Annotated in this window: 21 protein-coding genes and 1 tRNA gene; 15 read left to right on the forward strand and 7 right to left on the reverse strand. The window is 58.1% G+C overall.

Annotated elements, in window-relative coordinates:
* Positions 1-1,122, forward strand: a 1,122-nt coding sequence (locus ACR0AK_RS22520; RefSeq protein WP_480795066.1) for a COG4223 family protein, incomplete at its 5' end; no start/stop codon positions are given.
* 10 nt (positions 1,123-1,132) lie between these two features.
* Positions 1,133-2,641, forward strand: coding sequence for a heme biosynthesis HemY N-terminal domain-containing protein (locus ACR0AK_RS22525; protein WP_480795067.1), 1,509 nt, complete (start codon positions 1,133-1,135; stop codon positions 2,639-2,641).
* Positions 2,642-2,645: 4 nt separating this feature from the next.
* Here the strand turns inward: ACR0AK_RS22525 and ACR0AK_RS22530 are convergent, their stop codons facing one another.
* From ACR0AK_RS22530 to ACR0AK_RS22550, 5 genes are all read right to left on the reverse strand, one after another.
* Positions 2,646-3,425, reverse strand: a complete 780-nt coding sequence (locus tag ACR0AK_RS22530; protein ID WP_480795068.1) for a citryl-CoA lyase — start codon at positions 3,423-3,425, stop codon at positions 2,646-2,648.
* A complete protein-coding gene (locus tag ACR0AK_RS22535; protein WP_480795069.1) occupies positions 3,422-4,609 on the reverse strand; it encodes a CaiB/BaiF CoA transferase family protein in 1,188 nt (395 codons plus the stop codon). Before ACR0AK_RS22535 ends, ACR0AK_RS22530 begins: the two co-directional genes overlap by 4 nt.
* A complete protein-coding gene (locus tag ACR0AK_RS22540) occupies positions 4,599-6,110 on the reverse strand; it encodes a tripartite tricarboxylate transporter permease (RefSeq protein ID WP_480795070.1) in 1,512 nt (503 codons plus the stop codon). The genes ACR0AK_RS22535 and ACR0AK_RS22540 overlap by 11 nt, the downstream gene beginning before the upstream one ends.
* Before the next feature lies 1 nt (position 6,111).
* Positions 6,112-6,594: a tripartite tricarboxylate transporter TctB family protein gene (locus ACR0AK_RS22545; protein WP_480795071.1), complete on the reverse strand. Its 483-nt coding sequence runs from the start codon at positions 6,592-6,594 to the stop codon at positions 6,112-6,114.
* 66 nt (positions 6,595-6,660) lie between these two features.
* Complete coding sequence (locus ACR0AK_RS22550; protein WP_480795072.1) at positions 6,661-7,638, reverse strand: tripartite tricarboxylate transporter substrate binding protein; 978 nt, start codon at positions 7,636-7,638, stop codon at positions 6,661-6,663.
* A gap of 107 nt (positions 7,639-7,745) precedes the next feature.
* Between ACR0AK_RS22550 and ACR0AK_RS22555 the strand changes: the two genes are divergently transcribed.
* The 11 genes from ACR0AK_RS22555 to ACR0AK_RS22605 all read left to right on the forward strand — a co-directional run bounded on the left by ACR0AK_RS22555 (position 7,746) and on the right by ACR0AK_RS22605 (position 19,375).
* Entirely contained in the window at positions 7,746-8,414 is a 669-nt protein-coding gene (locus tag ACR0AK_RS22555; RefSeq protein WP_170563898.1) for a response regulator transcription factor, read from the forward strand.
* Positions 8,404-9,771, forward strand: coding sequence for a sensor histidine kinase (locus tag ACR0AK_RS22560; RefSeq protein ID WP_480795073.1), 1,368 nt, complete (start codon positions 8,404-8,406; stop codon positions 9,769-9,771). The genes ACR0AK_RS22555 and ACR0AK_RS22560 overlap by 11 nt, the downstream gene beginning before the upstream one ends.
* The gene (locus ACR0AK_RS22565; RefSeq protein WP_480795074.1) at positions 9,750-10,754 is read left to right on the forward strand and encodes an ABC transporter substrate-binding protein; all 1,005 of its coding nucleotides are present in this window, start codon (positions 9,750-9,752) and stop codon (positions 10,752-10,754) included. The genes ACR0AK_RS22560 and ACR0AK_RS22565 overlap by 22 nt, the downstream gene beginning before the upstream one ends.
* Positions 10,755-10,894: 140 nt before the next feature.
* Complete coding sequence (locus ACR0AK_RS22570) at positions 10,895-11,989, forward strand: MHYT domain-containing protein (RefSeq protein ID WP_480795075.1); 1,095 nt, start codon at positions 10,895-10,897, stop codon at positions 11,987-11,989.
* A 139-nt stretch (positions 11,990-12,128) separates the two neighbouring features.
* Positions 12,129-12,962 (forward strand): FAD binding domain-containing protein, encoded by an 834-nt coding sequence (locus tag ACR0AK_RS22575; protein ID WP_480795076.1) that lies wholly within the window; start codon positions 12,129-12,131, stop codon positions 12,960-12,962.
* 14 nt (positions 12,963-12,976) lie between these two features.
* Positions 12,977-13,471 (forward strand): (2Fe-2S)-binding protein, encoded by a 495-nt coding sequence (locus tag ACR0AK_RS22580; RefSeq protein WP_480795077.1) that lies wholly within the window; start codon positions 12,977-12,979, stop codon positions 13,469-13,471.
* Complete coding sequence (locus ACR0AK_RS22585) at positions 13,468-15,885, forward strand: aerobic carbon-monoxide dehydrogenase large subunit (protein WP_480795078.1); 2,418 nt, start codon at positions 13,468-13,470, stop codon at positions 15,883-15,885. Before ACR0AK_RS22580 ends, ACR0AK_RS22585 begins: the two co-directional genes overlap by 4 nt.
* A gap of 53 nt (positions 15,886-15,938) precedes the next feature.
* Positions 15,939-16,805: an AAA family ATPase gene (locus tag ACR0AK_RS22590; protein WP_480795079.1), complete on the forward strand. Its 867-nt coding sequence runs from the start codon at positions 15,939-15,941 to the stop codon at positions 16,803-16,805.
* The gene (locus ACR0AK_RS22595; protein WP_480795080.1) at positions 16,805-17,992 is read left to right on the forward strand and encodes a vWA domain-containing protein; all 1,188 of its coding nucleotides are present in this window, start codon (positions 16,805-16,807) and stop codon (positions 17,990-17,992) included. Before ACR0AK_RS22590 ends, ACR0AK_RS22595 begins: the two co-directional genes overlap by 1 nt.
* Before the next feature lie 11 nt (positions 17,993-18,003).
* Positions 18,004-18,816, forward strand: a complete 813-nt coding sequence (locus ACR0AK_RS22600; RefSeq protein WP_480795081.1) for an XdhC family protein — start codon at positions 18,004-18,006, stop codon at positions 18,814-18,816.
* 106 nt (positions 18,817-18,922) lie between these two features.
* The gene (locus ACR0AK_RS22605; RefSeq protein WP_170563868.1) at positions 18,923-19,375 is read left to right on the forward strand and encodes an SRPBCC family protein; all 453 of its coding nucleotides are present in this window, start codon (positions 18,923-18,925) and stop codon (positions 19,373-19,375) included.
* Between the two features lie 103 nt (positions 19,376-19,478).
* On the opposite strand, the gene ACR0AK_RS22610 is transcribed toward ACR0AK_RS22605, so the two are convergent.
* A tRNA-Leu gene (locus tag ACR0AK_RS22610) sits at positions 19,479-19,565 on the reverse strand.
* A gap of 198 nt (positions 19,566-19,763) precedes the next feature.
* Between ACR0AK_RS22610 and ACR0AK_RS22615 the strand changes: the two genes are divergently transcribed.
* Positions 19,764-20,747, forward strand: a complete 984-nt coding sequence (locus ACR0AK_RS22615) for a complex I NDUFA9 subunit family protein (protein ID WP_480795082.1) — start codon at positions 19,764-19,766, stop codon at positions 20,745-20,747.
* Here ACR0AK_RS22615 and ACR0AK_RS22620 read toward each other — a convergent pair whose 3' ends face one another.
* Positions 20,748-21,551, reverse strand: coding sequence for an undecaprenyl-diphosphate phosphatase (locus ACR0AK_RS22620; protein WP_480795083.1), 804 nt, complete (start codon positions 21,549-21,551; stop codon positions 20,748-20,750).
* Positions 21,552-21,781: 230 nt separating this feature from the next.
* Between ACR0AK_RS22620 and ACR0AK_RS22625 the strand changes: the two genes are divergently transcribed.
* Entirely contained in the window at positions 21,782-23,215 is a 1,434-nt protein-coding gene (locus ACR0AK_RS22625; RefSeq protein WP_480795084.1) for an NAD(P)-dependent oxidoreductase, read from the forward strand.
* Positions 23,216-23,220: the final 5 nt, after the last annotated feature.

Raw genomic sequence — 23,220 nt, forward strand, 5'->3', positions numbered from 1 at the left:
GAAGCCGAAGCCGAAGCCGAAGCCGAAGCCGAAGCCGAAGCCGAAGCCGAAGCCGAAGCCGAAGCCGAAGCCGAAGCCGAAGCCGAAGCCGCCATGGAACCGGCCAAGGTTGAAGACGCGACACCGCCGCAAGACATGCACCCTGAAAAATCGCAGCAGGAAGAACGCCGCGGCGGATTTGTCCCCGCTTTGCTGGGTGGCGTAATCGCGGCGGGGATCGGGTTTGCAGCAGGCAGCGCGGGCCTGTTTGGATCGGGTGATGGGGACGCGCTTGCGACGCTTGAAGCAAAGCTGAACGATCAATCCAGCCAGATTGAGGCGCTGACGAAATCCCTGTCGGACACCTCTGATATCGACAGCAAGATTGCGGCACTGACCGATCAGGTCACCCCGCTTGGCGCGGAACTGAACACGTTGAAATCCAGTGTCGATGGGCTGACGGGCAAAATTGACCCGCTGGCCAGCCGACTGAGCAAAATCGAAAGCGAGGCGCTGACCCAAGGTGCGTCACCTGCGGCTTCGGCCGCCTTTGAGGCCGAGTTGAAAAAACTACAGGATTCACTGGCGGCGCAGCGGGCCGAGGTGGAAAAGATGGTTTCGGACGCGCAAGCGCTTGAGGCGAAAGCCTCGGCCGAGGCTCTGGCCGCGACCAACGCTGCGGTTCTGTCGCGCCTGCATGGTCAACTGGACGCTGGCCAGCCCTATTCGGACCTAGTTGCAGAACTGAAAGCTGGTGGCGTCGATGTGCCAGAAGCGCTCTCCGGCCCTGCGGATAAGGGCGTTGCAACCGTTTCGGCGCTGCGGGCATCGTTCTCACCTGCGGCGCGATCCGCGTTGGCGGAAGCGCGCGATGCGGATAAGACCACCGGCTTGGTAGCGTTCCTGCAGCGGCAGACCGGGGCACGTTCAGTTACCCCACAAGAAGGCGATGGCCCGGATGCGATCCTGTCGCGCGCCGAAGCGGCCCTGTCCAGCGGCGACGTCGCAACGGCCCTAACCGAACTTAAGTCCCTGCCCGAAGCGGCGCAGGCAGCGATGGCTGATTGGGAGCAGGCCGCTCAGACGCGGGTTTCCGCGGTGGATGCCGCCAATGCGATTCAGCCTAGCGTGAACTCGAACTGAAGGACCTGCCATGCTGTGGTCACTGTTTAAGATTTTAGTTTTCGTTGCGATTATCGGTCTTCTGGCCGTGGGTGCAGGTTTGCTTATGGAGACCAGCGGTGGTGTGCAGATCACGGCTGGCGGAACGGAATACACGCTGGGGCCCTTGCAATCGGTCATCGCGCTGGGCGTTCTGGTGTTTGCGATCTGGTTGTTCTTCAAGCTGCTAACGCTTCTGATTGCGACACTTCATTTCCTGAACGGGGACGAGACCGCTTTGTCGCGCTATTTCGACCGCAGCCGCGAAAAGCGCGGCTATCAGGCACTGGCCGATGGTCTGATGGCGCTGGCCTCGGGCGAAGGGCGCGTGGCGTTGAATAAGGCGACCAAGGCGGAACGGTTGCTGAATAAACCCGAGTTGACCAACCTGCTGGTGGCCCAGGCTGCCGAGATGAACGGCGATACCAAAAAGGCGGCGGATACCTACAAAAAACTGGTGACAAACAACGCGACACGCTTTGTCGGGGTGCGTGGCATCATGAAACAGAAGCTGGCCGAAGGCGATGATGATACAGCGCGCAAGCTGGCCGAAAAGGCGTTGGCTATGAAACCGCGCCACCTGGAAACACAAGATATTTTGTTAGGCCTTCAGACCAAGGCACAGGATTGGGCAGGCGCGCGGTCGACACTTACCGCCAAGCTAAAATCAGGTCACCTGCCGCGCGACGTGTTCAAGCGCCGCGACGCTGTGCTGGCCCTGTCCGAGGCCAAAGGGATTCTGGACGAAGATGCTACGGTCGAACAGCAGGAACGCGCGATTGAGGCCAACCGCCTGTCTCCTGACCTGGTTCCTGCGGCGGCAATGGCAGCGCGCGCTTACATCGAAAAAGGCAAACCGCGCAATGCGACCAAGATCCTGAAAAAAGCTTGGGAGGTGCAACCGCACCCCGATCTGGCCCATGTCTTTGCCGAGATTGCGCCGGATGAAACGCCACATGAACGTATCAAACGCTTTACGGCGCTGACCCGCATTCATCCCGAAAACATGGAAACCCGTCTTATTCTGGCGGAGTTGAACATTGTTGCCGAAGACTTCCCCGAGGCGCGCCGGGCGCTGGGCGATGTGGTCGAAAAACAAGCGGATGCGCGCGGTTACACTTTGATGGCCGCCATTGAACGGGGCGAGGGGTCATCGGACACGGTCGTGCAGGGTTGGCTGGCCAAGGCGTTGAACGCTCCGCGTGGGCCGCAATGGGTCTGCGACAATTGTCATGACATCCAGCCCGAGTGGGCTCCTGTCTGTCAGAATTGCGGCAGCTTTGACACGCTCAGCTGGCAGACACCGCAGACGCCGGAAATCGCAAGCGCGACGGGTGTTCACATGCTGCCTTTGATCGTTGGCGCGCTGGAAGACAACAGCGAAGCGGAAGCTGAGGCCGAAGTGGATGAGGTTGAGGAAACCGTTGAACCCGAGGTTATCGAATTGAATGCGGAACCAGTTCGGCCTGACGTAGAACCCCCAGTCGAAAAACAGGCCTGAGGCCCTATTCCTCGGGTGCCATCCCATCGTAGGTCCAGCGATATTTCGGTGGTGTAGGACCTTTGTTGCGGCCGCCCTGCTGCATCTGTTCCCATGCATGTGCCAGTATTCCAACTGACCGTGACAAACAGAACAATCCTCGCGCAAGCGGGGGTTCGAACCCAAGCTCAGCGTAGATAACGGCGGTAGCGCCGTCGATATTCATCGGGACGGGTTTGCCTTTACGGTGTGCAAGCTCAGCTTCGATATCCAATGCTATTTTGCGGAAATGTCCGTCACACGCGCCGCGTTCCACCGCATCTGAGACCAAAGCCATCAACCGGGGTGCGCGTGGATCAGTCGGTGTGTGAAACCGGTGACCAAAACCCGGTAATATCTTTCCGCGTTCTTCGATCCAGTCGTCAATTCCGGTTTCGATCCCGCCCGCGTGGGACCAGACAAAGTGATACAGCTCAACCGCCTGCTCACCGGCCCCACCATGGACATCGCCCAGCATGTTCACTGCGCTGGCCATTGCATTGTTCAATGGCAAACCGCAGGTTACAGCCATCCGAGCCGTCGCAATGGACGGTGCCTGTGGTCCGTGATCCACGGCGGCAACCAGTGCCGCCTCGAAAAGACTGGCCTGAGCGGGTGAGGGGCGGTCGCCGCGGACCAAAAACCAGATCATTTCGGCAAAGCTCAGGTTGCCGATCAGCCCCTCAATAGGTTCACCCCGCAAGGCAATGCGTCCGGGTTCCATATCGATGATGGAGGTGCGCCACCAGTCGGAAACATCACTCATATTACTCCATCCTTAGCCAGTTCTTCGATCTCGTCTGCAGACAAGCCAAGTTCGGACCAGATCACAGCATTGTCTGCGCCCAGTTTTGGCGGCGCGGCCTGTGGCATGTTTCGGTGCCCGTCCATCACCACAGGGCTGCCAGCCAGCTGCATGTCCTCTCCGTGCACGTGCAGAGTTCCAATCAACCCCCGGTCAGAGAGTTGTTCGTCCGCCAACGCTTCGGGGACTGTCAGAACTTGCCCCGTGGGTACGCCGAGGCCGTTTAACGCGCTGACCCACTCGCTTGCGGGACGCGATTTCAAGGATTTCTCCAACTCATCGCGCAAAGCGTGGCGGTTTCTTTTGCGATCTTCGCGCGTTGCAAAATCCGGGTGATCCAGCAGGTCCTCGCGACCAAGGTACCGGGCGAGGGCCTGCCATTGCTCATCGCGATTGGCTGCGATGTTGATCGGGCTGTCAGATGTGGCAAACGTGCCGGAGGGTGCCGAGGTCGTGTTCTCATTGCCATGCGCACCGGGCGTTACACCGCCGACAAGGTAGTTGGACACAACCCAACCCATGGTCGAGATCACGGCCTCAGACATGGCGATATCCAGAAATGCGCCACGTGGATTTGCGTTCAACGCTGCGCTCACGGCGAAGGCGGCCGTCAGCCCCCCTACGGTGTCGGCCAGGGGATAGCCAACACGATAGGGCGCTGTGTCCGCTGCGCCGGTGATCGACATGACCCCGCTGATCCCCTGTACGATCTGGTCGTAAGCGGGGTCACCGCGGCGCGGTCCATCCTGTCCGAACCCGCTGATTGCGCAATAGATCAAGGCGGGGTTTTCGGCGCGCAGAACCTCATACCCCAGACCCAGCCGGTTCATAACACCGGGCCGGAAGTTTTCAATCAACACATCGGCCGATTTCACAAGTTGCTTCAGAAGAACCTTGCCCCGGCGAGACTTCATATCCAGCGTGATCGATTTCTTCTGAGCGTTCTGCGCCAGAAAGCTGACCCCCATACCGGATTTGTTCCGGTCAGGATCAGCCCCAAGCACACGCGCCAGATCACCACTGCCGGGGCGTTCGACCTTGATCACCTCTGCCCCCATCAGGGCCAGCTGGTAACAACAATACGGGCCAGCCAGCACGTTTGTCAGATCAAGGACCCGAACACCCCTGAGCGGTTCAGTCACCATCAGCTACGCCCGCTGCCCGTGCCCGCGCACGACGCGCGCGATAGCTGGGCAGCAGCACCAATAGAACCGCAATCACGAGCAGCCCCAGGGTCATCGGGCGTTCCCAGATAAAGGCGATGCCGTCATAGAGCTGCATCGAGCGTGCAAAGTTATCCTCCATCATGCCGCCCAGAATGAACCCGATCAGCAAGGGGGCTAGTGGATAATCCGCGAACTTTAATGCGGTTGCGCATACCCCGAAACCGACAAGGATCAGCAATTCGGTAGCGTTGTTTTGCCCGATATAGGCGCCCATCAGTGTGAAGAACAAAATGAACGGGATCAGATAGTTGCGCGGCACCGCCAGTACTTTGGCAATGTAGGGGATCAACGGCAAATTAAGGATCAACAACACAAGGTTGCCGATAAACATCGACATGATCACCGCCCAGAAGATCTGGGGCTCGTCAATCATAAGCCGGGGTCCGGGTGTCACGTTCAGCGCGATCAGGGCACCTAGAAGGATGGCCGTTGTCCCGGAGCCGGGAATGCCCAGCGTCAGCAGCGGCACGAACGAACCGGTACAGGCGGCGTTGTTGGCTGACTCGGGTGCGGCCAAACCTTTGATCGAACCTTTGCCGAATTCTTCCTGCTCTTCCTTTGGGGCGATGTTCCGCTCGACCGCGTAACCGAGGAAACTTGCGATGGTGGCACCTGCTCCGGGCAAGACGCCAATAAAGAAGCCCTGCACCGATTGGCGACCGATTACCGGGGCGATTGCTTTGGCCTCAGCCTTGGTCACGCGCAGGTCTTTGATTTCTCCGTCGTCGCCTTTCAGGTCTTTGGGTTTCAGAACCAGGAACAAGGCTTCGGGCAGGGCGAACATGGCCATGGCCAGTGTTATGAACCCAAATCCCGATTGCAGGTCCATGATGCCCATGGTGAACCTTGGCAAGTTAAACAGGGCACCTTCGCCGACCGTCGCCATGATTAACCCCAAGGTCGTCATGATGATGGCTTTGGCCACTTGCCCTGAACCAGCAAAGGCGGCGATGGCGGAAAGTCCGACCACCATCAGCGCGAAGTACTCGGCAGAGTGGAACAACAGAGCCACGGATGACAAAGCCGGCGCAAAGATCATCAGCAACACTGCGCCCAGTGTACCGCCCGCGAAACTGGCAATCGCCGCGATGGTCAGGGCCTTGCCCGCTTTGCCTTGCCGGGCCATTGGGTAGCCGTCAAAGCTTGAAGCCACGGTGCCCGCGACCCCCGGCGCGTTGAGCAGAATGGATGAGGTAGATCCACCAAAGATCGCCCCATAGTAGACGCCGGCCAAAAGGATCAGCGCAGCCGATGGATCGCCCATCGAGATCGCGACCGGGATCATGATCGCGATGATCGACATCGGGCCTAGACCCGGCAGCATGCCGATGAACGTGCCGATCAGGCAGCCCGCGATGACCATCAGAAGGTTTTGAATTGAGAATGCCGTTTGCAGGCCGATCAACAGTCCTTCGAGCATGTCAGCCTCCGAACAGGCCCGGCAGGGGGCGCATGTAAATACCAAGTACTTCCTGAACCAGATACCAGACAGCCCCGGTTGCGATGAACGCGACAGGCAGCATGATGTGCCATTTGCGTTCGCCTAGGATGAAGGAGCCGAGGATCAGGAAAGCAGAGGTTGCGATCAGAAAACCGACCGGACGCAGGCACAAGGCGTAGACAACCATCAGCACCAGCAGCGAGATTGCCTGACCAAGGTGATATTCTCCCAACCGGCGGTAATCGATGTCGGCCTCTTTGACTTCGCTTTTCTCAAGGCCGAGCAAGATAATCACACAGGCGACCGCGCCCAGAACCGACAGCACCTTGGGAAACGTGCTCGGCCAGATTGGGTTTCTCTGCATGAAAGGAGGAAGACTTCCATCCATCGTGAACCAGGCGGCGTACCCGTATGTCAGGCAAACACCCAGCAAAATAAGCGCGATCCAGCGATCCAGCGCCATGATGTCCCCTCCCTTTTTTCGTTCTTAGGGTCGGCAGAGCGACCAAACGCTCTGCCGTAGTTAGCTTTAGAGGAAGCCCAGCTTCTTCATCAGGTCGCTGATCTGCTGTTCCTGATCTTCCAGGAACGCTTCGAAATCAGAACCTGAGTTGTGGATGTTGACCCAACCGTTGCGGGCACGAACTTCTTCCCATTCAGGGGTGTCATACATCTTGGTGATGGCTTCCTGATAGGCGACCAGCTTGTCCTCGGGCAGGCCGGGGGCTGCAAAGAAACCGCGCCAGTTCACGAAGGTGGTGTCGATACCCTGTTCCTTCATGGTTTGTGCTTCAGGTGCGGCGTCTACGCGCTCTTCAGAGGTTACACCGATGATTTTGACCTCACCCGCATTGGCCAGATCGACGGCTTCCGAGAAACCGGTCGACAGGGCGGCGATCTCACCCGACAGCAGGGCCGCCATTGCTTTACCACCGGCGTCATAGGGGATGTATTTCACGCCCAGTGCGTCTTTACCGGCGGCTTCCATGACCATTGCGGCAACCAGGTGGTCCATGCCGCCCGGAACCGAGCCGCCGCCGATTGCGGTCGCACCCGGATCAGCGTCATAGGCGGCCAGCAGATCGGCCATCGAGTTGATCGGGCTGTCTTTGCCCACAACGATTGCTGCGTAATCGCCGATTGTGCCCGACACCAGTGTCAGATCGCGGAAGTTATGTGGGAACACGCCAGTCAGCGAACGGATCACGATGGGCGTCGAGTTGACCATCAGTGTGCCGTGGTTGCTGTCTGCGTTTTCGATCAGGAAACCGATGGCCTTGCCACCGCCGCCGCCCGACATGTTTTCGTAGGACGCTGTGCCCACAAGACCTGCATTGGTCAGTGCTTCGCCTGTTCCGCGTGCAGTTCCATCCCAGCCACCGCCGGCGCCGCCGGGGATCAGAAAGTGAATGCTGTCCACGACTTCTTCGGCAGCGGCAGGTCCAACCAGACCAATTGCTGCAACAGCTGCGATCAGGGCCCGACGGCCCAGGTTAAATGTTGTCATTGTGTCCTCCCATTTGACAACCGGCCGCTCAGCGGCACAGATTATTCCACACCTAAACACGCCAACCTGACATCAACCTGTCATGCGAAAAGAAACTGTTTCCGCCCATGAAATTTCTGCTTGTCGAAGACAACCTCGACCTCGCGAATGCGATCAGTTCCCGTATGCAGCTGGATGGCCATGTCGTTGATCATGCAGCGAATTTAGAGGATGCGCGCGCTTTTGTTTCGACCGAGGAATATGACCTAATCCTTTTGGACATCATGCTGCCCGATGGGGACGGGCGCGAGTTCCTCAGACAGCATCGCGCAAGCCGTTTGGACACTCCGGTGATTGTTCTGACCGCGCGCAGCCAGGTTTCGGATCGAATCGGTTCGCTTGACCTTGGGGCTGATGACTATGTTACCAAGCCCTTTGATCATGCCGAGCTGGAAGCCCGCTGCCGAGCCGTTCTGCGCCGGAAATCCGGAAGTGCGAAGTCGACGATTGAAATCGGCGGCATTGTCTTTGATCCGGTTGCCGGGCATTTGATCGTCGATGGGGCGACGCTCTCTCTTCGTAATCGCGAGCTGAGGATGATCGAGCTGTTCATCAACGCGCCGGGTCAGGTGTTTTCCAAACAAAAACTCGCAGACAGGCTTTTTTCTTATGATGACAATGTGTCGGATAACGCGATTGAGGTCTATGTCGGACGCCTGCGAAAGCATCTTGAAAAATCCCGTATGAAAATAACCACATTGCGCGGGCTGGGATACAGGCTGGATCATGACGACTAGCCCAACCGTTTCAGGATCCTTGAGGAATAGGCTGGTGTTGACGTTGATCGGGGGAGCAGCGGTTCTGGCGATCCTTTTGTTCCTGACAGTGCGCAGCTATGCCGCAAAAGTCGCCCAGCAGGGACAGGATGATATTCTGGGGGCGTCCGTGTCTTCGATTCTCGATGCCGCCGCGCTGCGCGACGGCCAGCTTGAGGTAGACATTCCCTATGCAGCGTTTTCCATGCTCAGTACGCCATCGGACGACCGGGTGTTTTACGCGATCTACCAAGATGGAGAGTTCCTATCCGGTTATGAAGATCTGAACCTTGCAGAAGGCCCTGCCACGGGAAGATGGGCCTTCCAAACCGGTGAGGTGCGCGGTGAACGGGTCCGCCAGGTCAGCGCCAGCCGAACCTTGGTGGGGTTGGGGCGTCAGACCGAGATCGAGGTCGCGCTGGGGCAGACGCAGGACGCGTTATCCGACACGCTGGATCAGATTTCGCGCAATGCGGCGTATTTGGGGCTCGGGTTTTTTCTGCTGACCGCCGCTCTTTCGTTCTGGGTCACATCATCAACGATCGGTCAATTGAACAAACTGACCACCTCGGTCACACGCAGGGGGCCCCAAGACCTAAGCCCGTTCAAGAAGCCCGTACCGAAAGAAATGGCGCCTCTGGTGATGTCGTTGAACTCGCTCATGGGTCGTCTGGACCAATCGCTTAGCCAATCCGAGGACTTTATTGCCGAAGCTGCGCATCGCGTGCGAACTCCACTGGCAACCGTCAGATCTTATGCCGAGGCGACCCTTCATCGTGTTGAACGAGAAGACAACCGTGAGGCTTTGAAAGCCATGGTGCGAGCCATCGACGAAAGCTCGCGTGCGGCGGGACAGTTGCTGGATCACGCCATGATCACGTTTCGGGCGGATCACTTGGAACGTGAAGAGATTGATCTGGTCATCCTGATCCGCGATTTGGTCCAACGACTGATCCCGATTGCCGAAATGAAAGAACTGACGCTTTCCTTGTCGGGTGAGCCGTCGGTTCCATATTCGGGCGATCCGATCCTGATTCAGAATGCCGTACGAAACATGGTTGATAACGCCCTAAAATACGCGCCATCAGACAGCACCGTAGAGATCACGATCAACGCACATCCCGAACCCCAAATTCAGGTGCGCGATGCAGGCCCCGGTTTTCCGCCTGACGAAATCGATACACTAACGCGCCGGTTCGAACGGGGCCAGAACGCGGCGGGAACTATCGGGTCCGGATTGGGTTTGACGATTGCGCAGGATGTGGCGACGGCGCATGGCGGTTCGCTGATCCTCAAAAATCGGGCACAGGGGGGCGCATGCGTTATCTTATCGCTCTAGTTTTGTTGGTTTTTCCCCTTGTTGGATGGGCCGATGACTGGGAAGATCGATTGGTTTTCAATGAAAAGGCGGACGGCCCGCGTCTTCGCGTCATCTCCAGCACCGATACGGTTTTGTTCGCCCCGGTGATCGAAGGGTTTGTTGCAGAAAACCCAGCAATTAGTATCGAATATCTTGTCTCGGGTACTGCCGACATCAACCGGCGCGTACGCGCAACGCCCGAGGCGTTCGATGTAATCATATCCAGTGCGATGGACCTGCAACTGAAACTGGCCAATGACGGTTTTGCGCTGCCGGTCGACGATGTCCCGGTACCCCATTGGGCCCAATGGCACCACAGCCTATTTGCGTTCACCTCGGAACCGGCGACAATTGTGATCAACCGCACCGCATTTGAGGGGCAGCCCATCCCCCAAACCCGGCAGGGCCTGATCGAGGCATTGCGCAAACGACCCGAGGCGTTTCGCGGTAAGGTCGGAACATATGACGTACGCCAGTCTGGTCTAGGATATCTGTTTGCCACGCAAGATGCGCGTGCGTCCGAGACCTATTGGCGATTGATGGAGGTGATGGGCGGCCTCGATGTGCGGCTTTATTGCTGTTCGGGCGAAATGATCAATGATCTTGCGGATGGCTCGATCCTGGTCGCTTACAATGTTCTGGGCAGTTATGCCGCCGTCCGAACCGAGGGTAAGGACGCGCTTGAGGTGGTGTTACCATCCGATTTTCAAACAGTCATGATGCGCACGGCGATGGTGTCGAAAGCAACCCCCGAACCCAAAGCTGCCGAGATGCTTTTGCGTTTTCTGGTGACGGAACGGCCAGCCGTGGCCGAAGACGCCAGCCTGCTTCCACTTTTGCAACCAGGTGATGGCGCGGACGGGCGCGAGACAATTAGCCTTGATCCTGCTTTGCTGACCTTTCTGGATGGATTGAAACGCACGAAATTCCTTTCGGCATGGGAAAATGCCGTTATCCAGTAACGGGACCGACGGAACCGGGCGGATAGGCAAAACCCGAAATTGGCACCCTCGCGCCTGGAATTCCGTACCAACATGTAATTGTCCCAATTAAATCCGTTTGCTAACGTCATCCACGCGTCGGGGAGGGCGCGTAAATCCAAATGTTGGACTACTCTCATAACACGTGGCTTGTGGCGGCGTCTTTGGCCGTGGCGATGATGGCCGGGTTCACCGGGCTTTACCTGACGCATGGGGCCTCAAAACTGGACGACCAAAAACGCAAGCTGGTCGTGGCATTGGCCGCGATCATTCTGGGCGGTGGCATATGGTCGATGCATTTTGTGGCCATGCTGGGGCTGCAGTTGCCGATCCTGTTTTATTATGACGCCCTGATCACCCTGATTTCCGCACTGGTTGCGATCCTGATGGTCGGTCTGGCGCTGTTGATACTGCACTTTCGCCCCCGGACGATGGGAACAATCGTCGGTGCAGGCGTGATCGTCGGGCTTGGAATTGTCGTAATGCACTATGTCGGCATGGCCGGGATGGAGCTGTGCCGCCCAGTCTACAACGCCTGGGATGTGGTGATTTCAACCTTGGCTTCGGTTGTTCTCTCGGTGTTGGCGATTTGGGTGGCTTACGACAACCGAACACAGCGCAACATTCTGCTGGGGACGGTGTGTTTCGGATTGGCGGTCTTCACGATGCATTTCGTCGCCACTGGCCTGACCGATTTTGTCGCAAGCGATACCGCGGGTCGCGCCGGACCTGCACTGAACAATCAGGTTTTGGCGATGGGCGTGACGGTGGCCGTTTTCCTGATCTGCGGCGCATTCCTTTTAACCGGCATCACTTTCATCGAACCCACCTCGACCGTCGCTGCACCTGCGGGACCAGCGGCCGATCCCGAACCCACCGCGCTGCGCGCCGGAGTACCGTTTGAGCGCGAAGGCCAGACCTTTTTCGCTGAACCGTCAAGTATCGCGGCCATCCGAGCCGAAGGGCACTATACCGTTCTTTACATGAATGCCGAGAAACTGTTCTGCCCGTGGTCCATTACCGAAGCTGAATCGCGGCTGGCACCTGACGGATTTTTGCGGGCCCATCGCAGTTATCTGTTGAACCCAAAACATGTCTCGCGGTTTGAGAGGCACAAGGACAACGGAACCTGTTATTTCGACGGGGTCGACGCGTTGACCAAGGTGCCGGTCAGCAGATCACGTCTGACAGACATACGCGAGGCGCTGGGCCTGTAGTCGCAGTTCGTGCAGTTCATTCGCATTTCGTGAAACAAGCCGCGCGCCCCGTTTCCACTGGCTGGAATGGCCAAGCTTACCGTTCTTTCCTTACCGCAGGTCCCCCAAGGCACAACGTCCGGACCCAGGGAGGAAAAACATGATACCAGCCGGTTTTGAGTATCACCGGCCAGGCGATATTGCCTCGGCCATTGGCATTTTACAGGAACATGGAGACGAGGCGCGCGTGATCGCAGGCGGGCACAGCCTGATTCCGATGATGAAGTTGCGCATGGCCGAGATGGGCCATCTGGTTGATCTGCAAGCCATTGATGAACTGAAGGGCATCGAGGTCGGATCTGATACCGTCACACTCGGCGCGATGGTAACTCAGCATGAGTTGATCACCCATGATGGTCTGGCTTCGGCCGTTCCATTGATCCGCGAGGCGGCTTTGCAGATCGCGGATCCGCAAGTCCGCTATGTTGGCACTGTTGGCGGGAACGTCGCCAATGGCGACCCGGGCAACGACATGCCGGGCCTGATGCAATGCCTGAACGCCACGTTTGAACTATCGGGCCCTGACGGCACCCGCAGTGTGGCAGCACGGGACTTTTATGAGGCCGCGTACTTTACTGCACGCGAGGACGAGGAAATCCTGACCAGGATTTCGATCCCCGTGCCAAGCTCCGGGGTGGGTCAGGCGTACGAGAAGCAGAAACGCAAGATCGGCGACTACGCGACGGCCGCAGCTGCGGTGATGGTTGGCAACGGACAGGCCTCGGTCGCGATGACCAATCTTGCGGACACGCCCGTCTGGTCCGAAAGCGCAAGCAATGCGCTGGCTGACGGAGACGTCAGCGGCTGCGTCGCCGCGATGCTCGAAGCAATCGACCCGGTGGCCGACAATCGCGGCCCAGTCGAATTCAAAAAACACGTGGCCGCCGTGATGCTGCGCCGTGCCATCGACCGTGCGCAAAGCCGCGCGGGTTGAGGGGAGGAACAACGATGTCAAAAATGCATGTAAAACTAACGGTGAACGGCAAACAGGTCGAAGGACTGGCCGAGCCGCGCACGCTGTTGATCCACTTCCTGCGGGAAGATCTGAAAATCACCGGCCCCCATATTGGTTGTGAGACCAGCCATTGCGGCGCCTGCACCGTGGATATCGATGGCAAGTCCGTTAAATCCTGCACCACCTTCGTGGCGCAGGTGAACGGCGCCGATGTGACCACTGTTGAAGGGCTGACCAATGACGATGGAAGCCTTGGCGTTCTGCAAGAGATGTTCCGCGAACATCACGGGTTGCAGTGCGGTTTTTGCACACCGGGGATGATCACCCGCGCGCATCGACTGCTACAGGAAAACCCGAACCCGACCGAGGAAGAAATCCGTTTTGGTATGGCGGGCAACCTGTGCCGCTGCACCGGGTATCAGAACATCGTCAAGGCGATCTCGGCCTCGGCTGACATGCTGAACGCTCGGAAGGAGGCCGCGGAATGAACGATCAAACCATGACCCCCGAAGAACGCGCCGCCAATCTCAAAGGGATGGGAAGCTCGCGCAAACGCGTCGAGGATGTGCGCTTCACCCAAGGCAAGGGCAACTACGTCGATGACATCAAGCTGGACGGCATGCTGTTCGGCGCATTCGTCCGCTCGCCCTATGCTCATGCCCGCGTTGTCAGTGTGAACAAAGAGGCCGCATTGGCGGTGCCCGGCGTTGTTGCTGTGTTGACAGCCGAGGATCTGGCTCCGCTGGGTTTGCATTGGATGCCGACGCTGGCAGGTGACAAGCAGATGGTTCTGGCTGACGGCAAGGTTCTTTTCCAGGGCCAGGAAGTCGCTTATGTCGTCGCCGAAAATCGTTACATCGCAGCGGATGCGGCAGAGCTGGTCGAGGTCGAGTACGAAGAACTGCCTGTTCTGACCGATCCTTTTGAGGCTCTGAAATCCAATGTTGTCCTGCGCGAAGACCTAGCGGGTCAGACCGAGGGCGCGCATGGCCCGCGCAAACACCACAACCATATCTTCACCTGGGAACAGGGCGACAAGGACGCTACCGAAGCCGTTCTAGGTGAGGCCGATGTCGTGGCCGAAGAGATGGTCTATTACCATCGCACCCACCCATGCCCGTTGGAGACATGCGGCTGTGTCGCTTCAATGGATAAGGTGACCGGAAAGCTGACGCTCTATGGCACCTTCCAGGCCCCGCACGCGATCCGGACCGTTGTGTCCCTGATCTCTGGCCTTGCCGAGCACAATATCCGGGTGATCAGCCCTGATATCGGTGGTGGCTTTGGTAACAAGGTTGGTGCCTATGCTGGCTATGTCTGCTCGGTCGTCGCCTCGATTGTCACCGGCCAACCAGTGAAATGGGTTGAGAACCGGATGGAAAACCTGATGTCCACCGCCTTTGCCCGCGATTACTGGATGCAGGGCAAGATCGCTGCGACCAAGGATGGCAAAATCACTGGCCTCTGGTGTCATACCACGGCGGATCATGGTGGATTTGACGCCTGTGCCGACCCGACCAAATTCCCGGCTGGTTTCATGAACATCTGCACTGGGTCATATGACATCCCAACTGCTTATCTGGCTGTGGATGGGGTTTACACCAACAAAGCACCGGGCGGTGTTGCCTATCGTTGTTCCTTCCGCGTGACCGAGGCGGCCTATTTCATCGAACGGATGATCGAGGTTCTGGCCATCAAGCTGAACATGGACGCGGCCGAGCTGCGCAGGATCAACTTTATCCGCAAGGATCAGTTCCCGTATCAGTCCGCGCTGGGCTGGGAATATGACTCGGGCGATTATCACACTGCTTGGGACAAAGCGCTGAAGGCCGTGGACTATGAAGGTTTGCGGGCGGAACAGGCGCAACGGATCGAGGATTTCAAGGCTGGCAAGACGCGTAAACTGCTGGGGATTGGCCTAACGCACTTCACCGAAATCGTCGGGGCCGGACCAGTCAAGAACTGCGATATCCTCGGTCTGGGTATGTTCGACTCCTGCGAAATCCGCATCCACCCGACCGGCTCCGCCATCGCGCGGCTGGGGACGATCAGCCAGGGTCAGGGACATGCCACGACCTTTGCCCAGATCATCGCCAGTGAGATCGGCTTGCCTGCCGACGATATCACGCTGGAGGAAGGCGACACCGATACCGCGCCTTACGGGCTTGGCACCTATGGCTCTCGGTCGACACCTGTGGCCGGAGCGGCAACTGCGATGGCTGCACGCAAAATCCGCGCCAAGGCGCAGATGATCGCAGCCTACTTGCTGGAAGTGCATGACGACGACGTCGAGTGGGACGTGGATCGGTTCTCAGTCAAAGGCGCGCCAGAGCGGTTCAAGACCATGAAGGAAATCGCCTTCGCTGCCTACAATCAGGCAATCCCAGGCCTGGAACCCGGTCTGGAGGCTGTCAGCTACTATGACCCGCCAAACATGACCTACCCCTTCGGTGCCTATATCTGTGTCATGGAGATCGACGTGGATACCGGCGAATGGGACGTTCGGCAGTTCTACGCGCTGGACGACTGTGGAACCCGGATCAACCCTATGATCATCGAAGGGCAGGTCCATGGTGGCGTGACCGAGGCGCTGGCCATCGCGATGGGTCAGGAAATCGCCTATGATGAGATGGGCAATGTGAAGACTGGTACCCTGATGGACTTCTTCCTGCCCACGGCATGGGAGACGCCCAACTACACCACTGATCACACGGTGACGCCGTCCCCGCATCACCCGATCGGTGCCAAAGGCGTGGGCGAGAGCCCGAATGTCGGCGGCGTGCCTGCGTTCTCGAACGCGGTGCATGATGCATTCCGGCCATTTGGCCTTGTTCAGAGCCACATGCCGCATGACCACTGGCGTATCTGGAAGATCGCCAACGGTTTGGGAATGCACGGCTAATAGGAAAGGCCGCCGCGCCGAAATACAGCGCGGCGGCAATCCGGGAGAATGGCATGAGCTTGCATGACATACAGCAAGGCCTCGCCGAGGTGGGCTATGTTGCCGACGACCGATTGGCTATGGCGTTGCATCTGGCGCAGACGCTTGGGCGTCCATTGCTGCTGGAAGGCCCGGCTGGGGTCGGTAAAACCGAGGTCGCCAAGGCGTTGGCAACACAGCGCGCGGCGCGGTTGATCCGGTTGCAGTGCTATGAAGGGCTCGATGCCAGCCACGCGATTTATGAGTGGAACTACCAGCGCCAGTTGCTTGCCATCCGTGCAAGCGAGGCACAGGGTGGCACCAGCGAAGCGCAGCTGTTCAACGATGATTATCTGCTAAAGCGACCCTTGCTGGAAGCAATCAGCGAAGAAGAACCACCTGTTCTGCTGATCGATGAGATCGACCGGGCAGATGAGGAGTTTGAGGCCTATCTGCTCGAGATTTTGTCAGACTTTCAGATCACCATTCCCGAGCTCGGCACCATCAAGGCGCGTTCGCGGCCCATCGTGATCCTGACGGCGAATGGGACGCGGGACCTTTCGGACGCGCTGCGGCGTCGGTGCCTGTATAGTTTCCTCGACTACCCATCGCGGGAAACGGAAATGGCGATTCTGAAAGCCCGCATGCCCGAAGTCGAAGGGCTGCTGGCGCGCCAGATTGTTGGCGTCGTGCAGGCGCTCCGCAAAGAAGATTTGGAAAAGACCCCCGGCATTGCCGAAATGTTGGACTGGGCGGCGGCCCTTTCGGGGCTGGGTGTAAACGACATGGCGCAATCCCGCGAAGAGGTTCAGGCAACCCTTGTTTGTCTTCTAAAAACTGCAGCCGACTATGACGCTGCCCCGCCCGAAGTGATGGATCGCCTGATCGGAAAGGTGGCGTGATGCAGGTTACTCGGTTCCCTTCTCGTGCATCGGGTCTGTCGGATCGCATGTCCGGTTTCATCGCACATTTGCGCATGAACGGGATGCGTGTGGGACCAGCTGAGACAGGTGGCGCATTGGCAGCGCTGGCTGCGGTTGAGGCGACGGATGTGAGACAGGCCCAGCAGGCGCTTTGCGTATTGCTGGCTGGCGACGCTGACGATTGGCGGCGGTTCGATGAGCTGTTCGAAGCTTATTGGTTCAATACCGGCAAGCAACGCGCGGGAACCGCCCAAACGGCGCATGTGCGGGTTCAATCCGCAAAACCGATGATCTGGCAGCAAGAGAGCCAAGATGCTCAAGAAACCGAGACCGGTACGGATCAGGCCGCCGCACCTGATACCGGCGATGGGGAGGCCGTGGGGAGAGACGGGAAGCTGATTGCAACCCGTACGGCCAACCTGTCGCGCCGGGATTTGCGCGAGTTGATGGATGAAGACGCGCGGCGGCAGGCCGAACAAGCCGCAACGGCCATCGCGCGCGCTATCCGCGATCGGCGCTCGCGTCGGCGCAAACAGGCGCTTCGAGGACCTGCTTTGGACATGCGTCGCATACAGCGGGCCAGCCTTGCGCGGGGCGGAGAACCAATGGACCTGTACCGTCGCGCCCGTCCGCCGCGCCCGATGCGGATCGTGGCACTGTGCGATGTCAGTGGATCGATGACGGTCTATTCCCGGGTTTTTCTGGCCTTCCTCAAGGGTCTGATCGGCAGTGGAACAGAGGCGGACGCCTATCTCTTCCATACCCGCCTAATGCGCGTCACGGATGCGCTTCGCGACCACGATTCTCTGCGTGCGGCTGGGCGGCTCTCTCTAATGGCCGAGGGATTTGGCGGCGGCACGGACATTTCGGGCAGTCTTGAGCAATTTCTGAGCGGATACGGAGCGCGGGCTTTGAACGGGCGGACCATCGTACTGATCTTGTCAGACGGGTATTGCAGTTCCGACCCGCAGGCGCTGGGCGATGTGCTGGGGCGTATTCGTCGCAAGGCGCGACGGATCGTGTGGCTAAATCCGCTGAAAGGCTGGCGTGACTACCAACCCATCGCCGCCGCAATGCAGGCCGCAGAACCGTATCTGGATGCGCACTTGCCCGCCAATACGCTTGAAGCGTTGGCGGCGCTGGAGCCGCAATTCCGTAAGTTGTGAAAGGAGCCCACATGGCAAATTTCGATATATTCGACACGATTGAGCAGCTGCGTAAAACCGATGAAGCCTTTTGCGTGGCCACGGTTTTGCGCACTGCTGACGCGACCTCGGCTAAAGCAGGGGGCAAAGCGGCGATCACGAAAGACGGGCGAATTCTGGGGCATTTGGGTGGCGCTTGCGTTCAGCGCGCGGTCCGGGCTTCGGCGATGCAGGCGCTGGCCAACGGTGCGCCGCAGATGATCCGGGTCAAACCTTCGGAAAAGGTGGTGAACATGACCGATCCTGACGGTGTTCAGACGTTCAAAAGCGGATGCCCCTCGGGTGGCACAGTCGATCTGCTTGTCGAGCCGTATCAGCATGCACCGCGTCTGGTGATATTTGGCGAGTCGCCGATTGCAGCGGCACTGGCGGCGCATGGGGCGCTGGCCGGTTTCCGTGTCCTTGTAAGCGAAGCGGCCGAAACAGACGGAGATTTCCAGCGATTCAACGTGGAATCAACCGAAGGTATTGGAATCGAGCCACAGGACTTCGTTGTTGTTGCCTCGCAAGGAAAGGGGGATGCTGCCGCCTTGGCCGCTGCCCTGCAAACGGATGCCAAGCGCGTTTCGATGGTGGCAAGCCACCGCAAGGCTGAAACGCTGGTGGCCAAACTGATAGCACAGGGGATGGACCCGATTAGAGCGGGGCGGCTTAAATCTCCTGCAGGTCTGAACATTCACGCAATCGATCCGCATGAGATCGCCGTGTCGATTCTGGCCGAAGTTGTGCTTTGGCGAAACAGTGACAAATCAAAAACGGAGGCCCATGATGAAAAACGTGCTTAAGCGCCTGAGGTCCCTGTGGCCCGCGCGTCCCGAACAAACTCCGGAAGAGGCGACAGAGACCGCGCTTCTGGTTTATCCAAGATGCTGTTGAATAAAGGAAAGTTGAATGGAACTGAGTGACGAAGTCCGCATCGCCGCGCCGCGGGATGTGGTTTACAAGGCTCTGAACGACCCCGAAATCCTGCAGGAGTGCATTCCGGGATGCGAAGAGTTGATCCAGAATTCGCCCGAAGACCTGGAGGCCAAGGTGGTCCTGAAGATCGGCCCTGTCAAAGCCCGGTTTGCGGGCGCTGTGACGCTGGACAATAGCAATGCACCGAACGGGTTTTCACTGACGGGTGAGGGTAAAGGCGGCGCCGCCGGATTTGCCAAGGGCGGTGCAGACGTGACGCTGACCGAAGACGGCGACGAAACTGTTTTGGCTTATACTGCCAAAGTCGACGTCGGTGGTAAGATTGCCCAGTTGGGCAGCCGTCTGATTGCCGGCACAGCGAAAAAACTGTCGGGCAAGTTTTTTACGCGATTTGGCGAAGTTGTTTCAGAACAATCCGTCACCTGAAGGCCTTGCCAGGGCCGGTGATCCGACCGGCCCGCATCAGACCAAAACCCATGGATACGCAGTTTCCCCAAGGAAATGTCAGTGTTCTGAATTTATAGGGATTTGGTGCCCAGGAGAGGACTCGAACCTCCACGTCCATACGGACACTAGCACCTGAAGCTAGCGCGTCTACCAATTCCGCCACCTGGGCAGGTGTCGTGGAGGGGCGTTTAAGCCCACTGGCTGGAAGGGTCAACCAGATTCGGGAAGATTTTTGAAAGTTTTTTCCTCGCTTCCAAATTCAGCTTGAATTGGTTGGTTTTTTCGCTGGTGCGCGGCGTTATTGCGCCTTGTTTGAAAAGGCTCAGAGAGCTACATCGAAAGAGGACCCACAAGCAGGAGCCCTCTCATGTCGAAAATGGTCACGATTTATGGCGGATCGGGATTTGTCGGTCGGTATATTACGCGACGCATGGCAAACGAGGGGTGGCGCGTTCGGGTTGCGGTGCGGCGCCCGAATGAGGCGATGTTTGTCAGACCCTATGGCGTGGTTGGTCAGGTTGAACCCATTTTGTGCAATATTCGCGACGATGCCTCGGTCGCAGCCGCGATGCATGGGGCCGATGCGGTAGTGAATTGCGTGGGCGTGCTGAACGAGCTGGGCAAGAACGCCTTTGACGCCGTGCAGGCCGATGGGGCCGAGCGGATCGCGCGTTTGGCGGCCGAGCAAGGCATTGAACGCATGGTGCATATCTCAGCCATCGGAGCGGACGCTGAATCCGACAGCGCTTATTCCCGTACCAAAGCGCATGGAGAGGCCGGTGTGCTGACCCGTATGTCTGACGCTGTTATCTTGCGCCCGTCTGTGATTTTCGGGACCGAGGACCAGTTCTTCAACCGGTTTGCCGGGATGACCCGGATGGGACCATTCCTGCCGCTGGTTGGCGCCGACACCAAATTCCAGCCGGTTTATGTGGATGACGTGGCCAAGGCAGCCGTTCGGGGTGTTTTGGGTCACGCTGAGCCAGGTGTGTACGAATTGGGTGGGCCCGAGGTGAAAACCTTTCGGGCACTGATGCAGCAGATGCTTGATGTGATTCACCGTCGTCGGGTGATTATCGGAATGCCCTTCTTTGTGGCCCGCATAATGGCTGGCGTTTTGGACATCATTAAATTCGCCAGCTTCCAGTTGTTCCCGAACCACATCCTGACGCGCGATCAGCTGAAAAACCTGCGCCGCGACAATGTTGTGTCCGACGGGGCCAAAGGATTTGCCGATCTTGGGATCGAGCCAGCGACGCTGGAATCCGTGCTGCCTGATTACCTGTGGAAGTTCCGCCCTTCGGGTCAGTACGACGACATTCAGAACTCTGCCAACAATCTGCGGACCTGATCAGCCGTAGGCAATCATCAGCAGGATCGCGCCCAAGATCACCCGGTAGACGACGTAGGGCGTAAAACTGACACTGCGCAGCAGGCGCATCATCAGGGTCAGAGCCAACAGGGCAGAGATAAACGCAAAGAAGGCCGCGATTGCGCCATCGCGGGCCAATTGGGCATCTGCTACACGGATCACATCGACCGACAGCAGAACGCCAGAAGCCAGAATGGTCGGGATCGACATCAGCATTGCAATTCGCGCGCCGTCCTCGCGTGTATACCCCAGTTGCCGCGCGCCCGTGATGGTGATGCCGGATCGGGATGTTCCGGGTATCAGCGCGAGAACCTGCCATAGCCCCATGATCAGCGCGTCGCGCAGACCCCATTCGCTTGCCTGTTTGGTCTGCGGCCCTTTTTGATCCGCCCAATACAGAACGAGGCCAAACACAAGCATGGTCCAGCCAATGACCGCCATCGACCTGAACGCCTCGATCAGGCCGGTTTGAAACAGGATTGCTCCGACAATCACGGTGGGAATCGTGGCGATGATCAGACCCATGGCCAGTTGCGCCTGTGGTGTGTCGGTCTGGCCTGTCAGCGCCCTCGGAAGCCCAGCAACGGCTTGTTTCACATCGGACCAGAAGTACAGGATCACGGCACCCAAAGTGCCGACATGCACAGCAACGTCGATGGCCAGGCCTTGATCGTCCAGTCCGGTCAGGCTGGGTAGTAGGATAAGATGGCCAGAGGATGAGATCGGCAAAAATTCAGTAATACCCTGAATAATTGCCGCAAGAATCAATTGAAAAAGACCCATCTGCCCTGCCGTGTTGTGGTCACGTCCTTGTTTCGTTCAATGGGTATAAGTGCGCTGTGGAAAAGGAAAGTGCGCATATAGGTCCGAATCGGAACTAAAAAACACCTTTATTTTCAAGCCAGCCTAAAATTTCTCACTATTTTCCTAAATTAGGTCAGTATAGTTGACTTTTCATCCAATTGCACATCACTTAAAGAGACCCGACCAAGCCAATTCATGGAGTTTGACCCGTGGCCAAGCAACCGATGCTGAAATTTGTGCAGATCGACCGCGTCATGCCCGAAAAGCGTGCCGCAGAAGACCGCAGAGAAGATTTTGATGAAATCTACGCCGAATTCGCAGCAGAAAAGGCTAGGGAACAAGCCAGCCGTTGCAGCCAGTGCGGCGTTCCATACTGTCAGTCGCATTGCCCGTTGCACAACAACATCCCTGATTGGCTGCACCTGACGGCAACAGGTCGACTGGAAGAGGCCTATCAAACCAGCCAGGCCACCAACACGTTCCCCGAGATTTGCGGACGTATTTGCCCGCAGGACCGCCTGTGCGAGGGCAACTGCGTGATCGAGCAATCGGGCCACGGCACTGTCACTATTGGCACGATTGAGAAGTACATCACCGATACCGCATGGGACAAAGGCTGGGTGAAACCAACTGCTCCGGGTTCCGAGCGTGGCGAAAGCGTTGGAATCATCGGTGGCGGCCCCGGAGGCCTTGCGGCTGCGGACATGCTGCGCCGCGCGGGCGTTCAGGTCACAGTCTATGATCGCTATGATCGCGCGGGTGGTTTGCTGATGTACGGTATTCCGGGCTTCAAGCTGGAAAAAGATATCGTTCAGCGCCGCAACGATCTGCTGGCCGATGGTGGTGTTGAATTTGTTTTGAACTGCGACGTTGATGCCGCCAAGTTCGAAGAAATCCGCACCAAGCATGATGCGGTGATCATCGCGACAGGTGTCTATAAGTCGCGCGATCTGTCGATGCCGGGCAGCGGTCTGACCGGGATTGAAAAAGCCATCGACTTTTTGACCGCGTCGAACCGCAAAAGCTTTGGGGACGAGGTCGAAGACTTCGACAATGGCCGCCTGAATGCCGAAGGCAAAAAGGTTGTTGTGATTGGCGGCGGTGATACCGCGATGGACTGTGTGCGAACCTCGATCCGTCAGGGTGCGACGTCGGTGAAGTGCCTCTATCGTCGTGACCGGGCGAACATGCCGGGCTCGCAGCGCGAGACCCAAAACGCCGAGGAAGAAGGCGTGATTTTTGAATGGCTGAGTGCGCCAAAAGGTTTCACCGGCGACGATGCTGTCGCAGGTGTGATGGTGCAAAAGATGCGTTTGGGTCAGCCCGATGCAACCGGCCGCCAGGCGCCCGAGGTGATCGAAGGCGCAGATTACGTCGAAGACGCTGATCTGGTGATCAAGGCGCTGGGCTTTGAGCCCGAAGATTTGCCCACCCTGTTCGGCCAGCCAGACCTGCCTGTCACTCGTTGGGGCACCGTCAAGGCTGCGTTCCAGACCGGCGAGACCGAGATGGACGGTGTCTATGCCATTGGGGACATCGTGCGCGGTGCCTCACTGGTGGTCTGGGCGATCCGTGACGGACGCGATTGTGCCGATGCGATCATCGAACGTTTTAACGCCAAGGCCGCCATTGCTGCCGAGTAGCCTAA

Source organism: Ruegeria sp. BI12 (assembly GCF_056537985.1).

Excerpts from the sequence above, each read along its gene's own strand:
- ACR0AK_RS22525 (WP_480795067.1), top strand. The coding sequence starts at position 1,133 with ATGCTGTGGTCACTGTTTAAGATTTTAGTTTTCGTTGCGATTATCGGT.
- ACR0AK_RS22530 (WP_480795068.1), bottom strand. The coding sequence starts at position 3,425 with ATGAGTGATGTTTCCGACTGGTGGCGCACCTCCATCATCGATATGGAA.
- ACR0AK_RS22535 (WP_480795069.1), bottom strand. The coding sequence starts at position 4,609 with ATGGTGACTGAACCGCTCAGGGGTGTTCGGGTCCTTGATCTGACAAAC.
- ACR0AK_RS22540 (WP_480795070.1), bottom strand. The coding sequence starts at position 6,110 with ATGCTCGAAGGACTGTTGATCGGCCTGCAAACGGCATTCTCAATTCAA.
- ACR0AK_RS22545 (WP_480795071.1), bottom strand. The coding sequence starts at position 6,594 with ATGGCGCTGGATCGCTGGATCGCGCTTATTTTGCTGGGTGTTTGCCTG.
- ACR0AK_RS22550 (WP_480795072.1), bottom strand. The coding sequence starts at position 7,638 with ATGACAACATTTAACCTGGGCCGTCGGGCCCTGATCGCAGCTGTTGCA.
- ACR0AK_RS22555 (WP_170563898.1), top strand. The coding sequence starts at position 7,746 with ATGAAATTTCTGCTTGTCGAAGACAACCTCGACCTCGCGAATGCGATC.
- ACR0AK_RS22560 (WP_480795073.1), top strand. The coding sequence starts at position 8,404 with ATGACGACTAGCCCAACCGTTTCAGGATCCTTGAGGAATAGGCTGGTG.
- ACR0AK_RS22565 (WP_480795074.1), top strand. The coding sequence starts at position 9,750 with ATGCGTTATCTTATCGCTCTAGTTTTGTTGGTTTTTCCCCTTGTTGGA.
- ACR0AK_RS22570 (WP_480795075.1), top strand. The coding sequence starts at position 10,895 with ATGTTGGACTACTCTCATAACACGTGGCTTGTGGCGGCGTCTTTGGCC.
- ACR0AK_RS22575 (WP_480795076.1), top strand. The coding sequence starts at position 12,129 with ATGATACCAGCCGGTTTTGAGTATCACCGGCCAGGCGATATTGCCTCG.
- ACR0AK_RS22580 (WP_480795077.1), top strand. The coding sequence starts at position 12,977 with ATGTCAAAAATGCATGTAAAACTAACGGTGAACGGCAAACAGGTCGAA.
- ACR0AK_RS22585 (WP_480795078.1), top strand. The coding sequence starts at position 13,468 with ATGAACGATCAAACCATGACCCCCGAAGAACGCGCCGCCAATCTCAAA.
- ACR0AK_RS22590 (WP_480795079.1), top strand. The coding sequence starts at position 15,939 with ATGAGCTTGCATGACATACAGCAAGGCCTCGCCGAGGTGGGCTATGTT.
- ACR0AK_RS22595 (WP_480795080.1), top strand. The coding sequence starts at position 16,805 with ATGCAGGTTACTCGGTTCCCTTCTCGTGCATCGGGTCTGTCGGATCGC.
- ACR0AK_RS22600 (WP_480795081.1), top strand. The coding sequence starts at position 18,004 with ATGGCAAATTTCGATATATTCGACACGATTGAGCAGCTGCGTAAAACC.
- ACR0AK_RS22605 (WP_170563868.1), top strand. The coding sequence starts at position 18,923 with ATGGAACTGAGTGACGAAGTCCGCATCGCCGCGCCGCGGGATGTGGTT.
- ACR0AK_RS22615 (WP_480795082.1), top strand. The coding sequence starts at position 19,764 with ATGTCGAAAATGGTCACGATTTATGGCGGATCGGGATTTGTCGGTCGG.
- ACR0AK_RS22620 (WP_480795083.1), bottom strand. The coding sequence starts at position 21,551 with ATGGGTCTTTTTCAATTGATTCTTGCGGCAATTATTCAGGGTATTACT.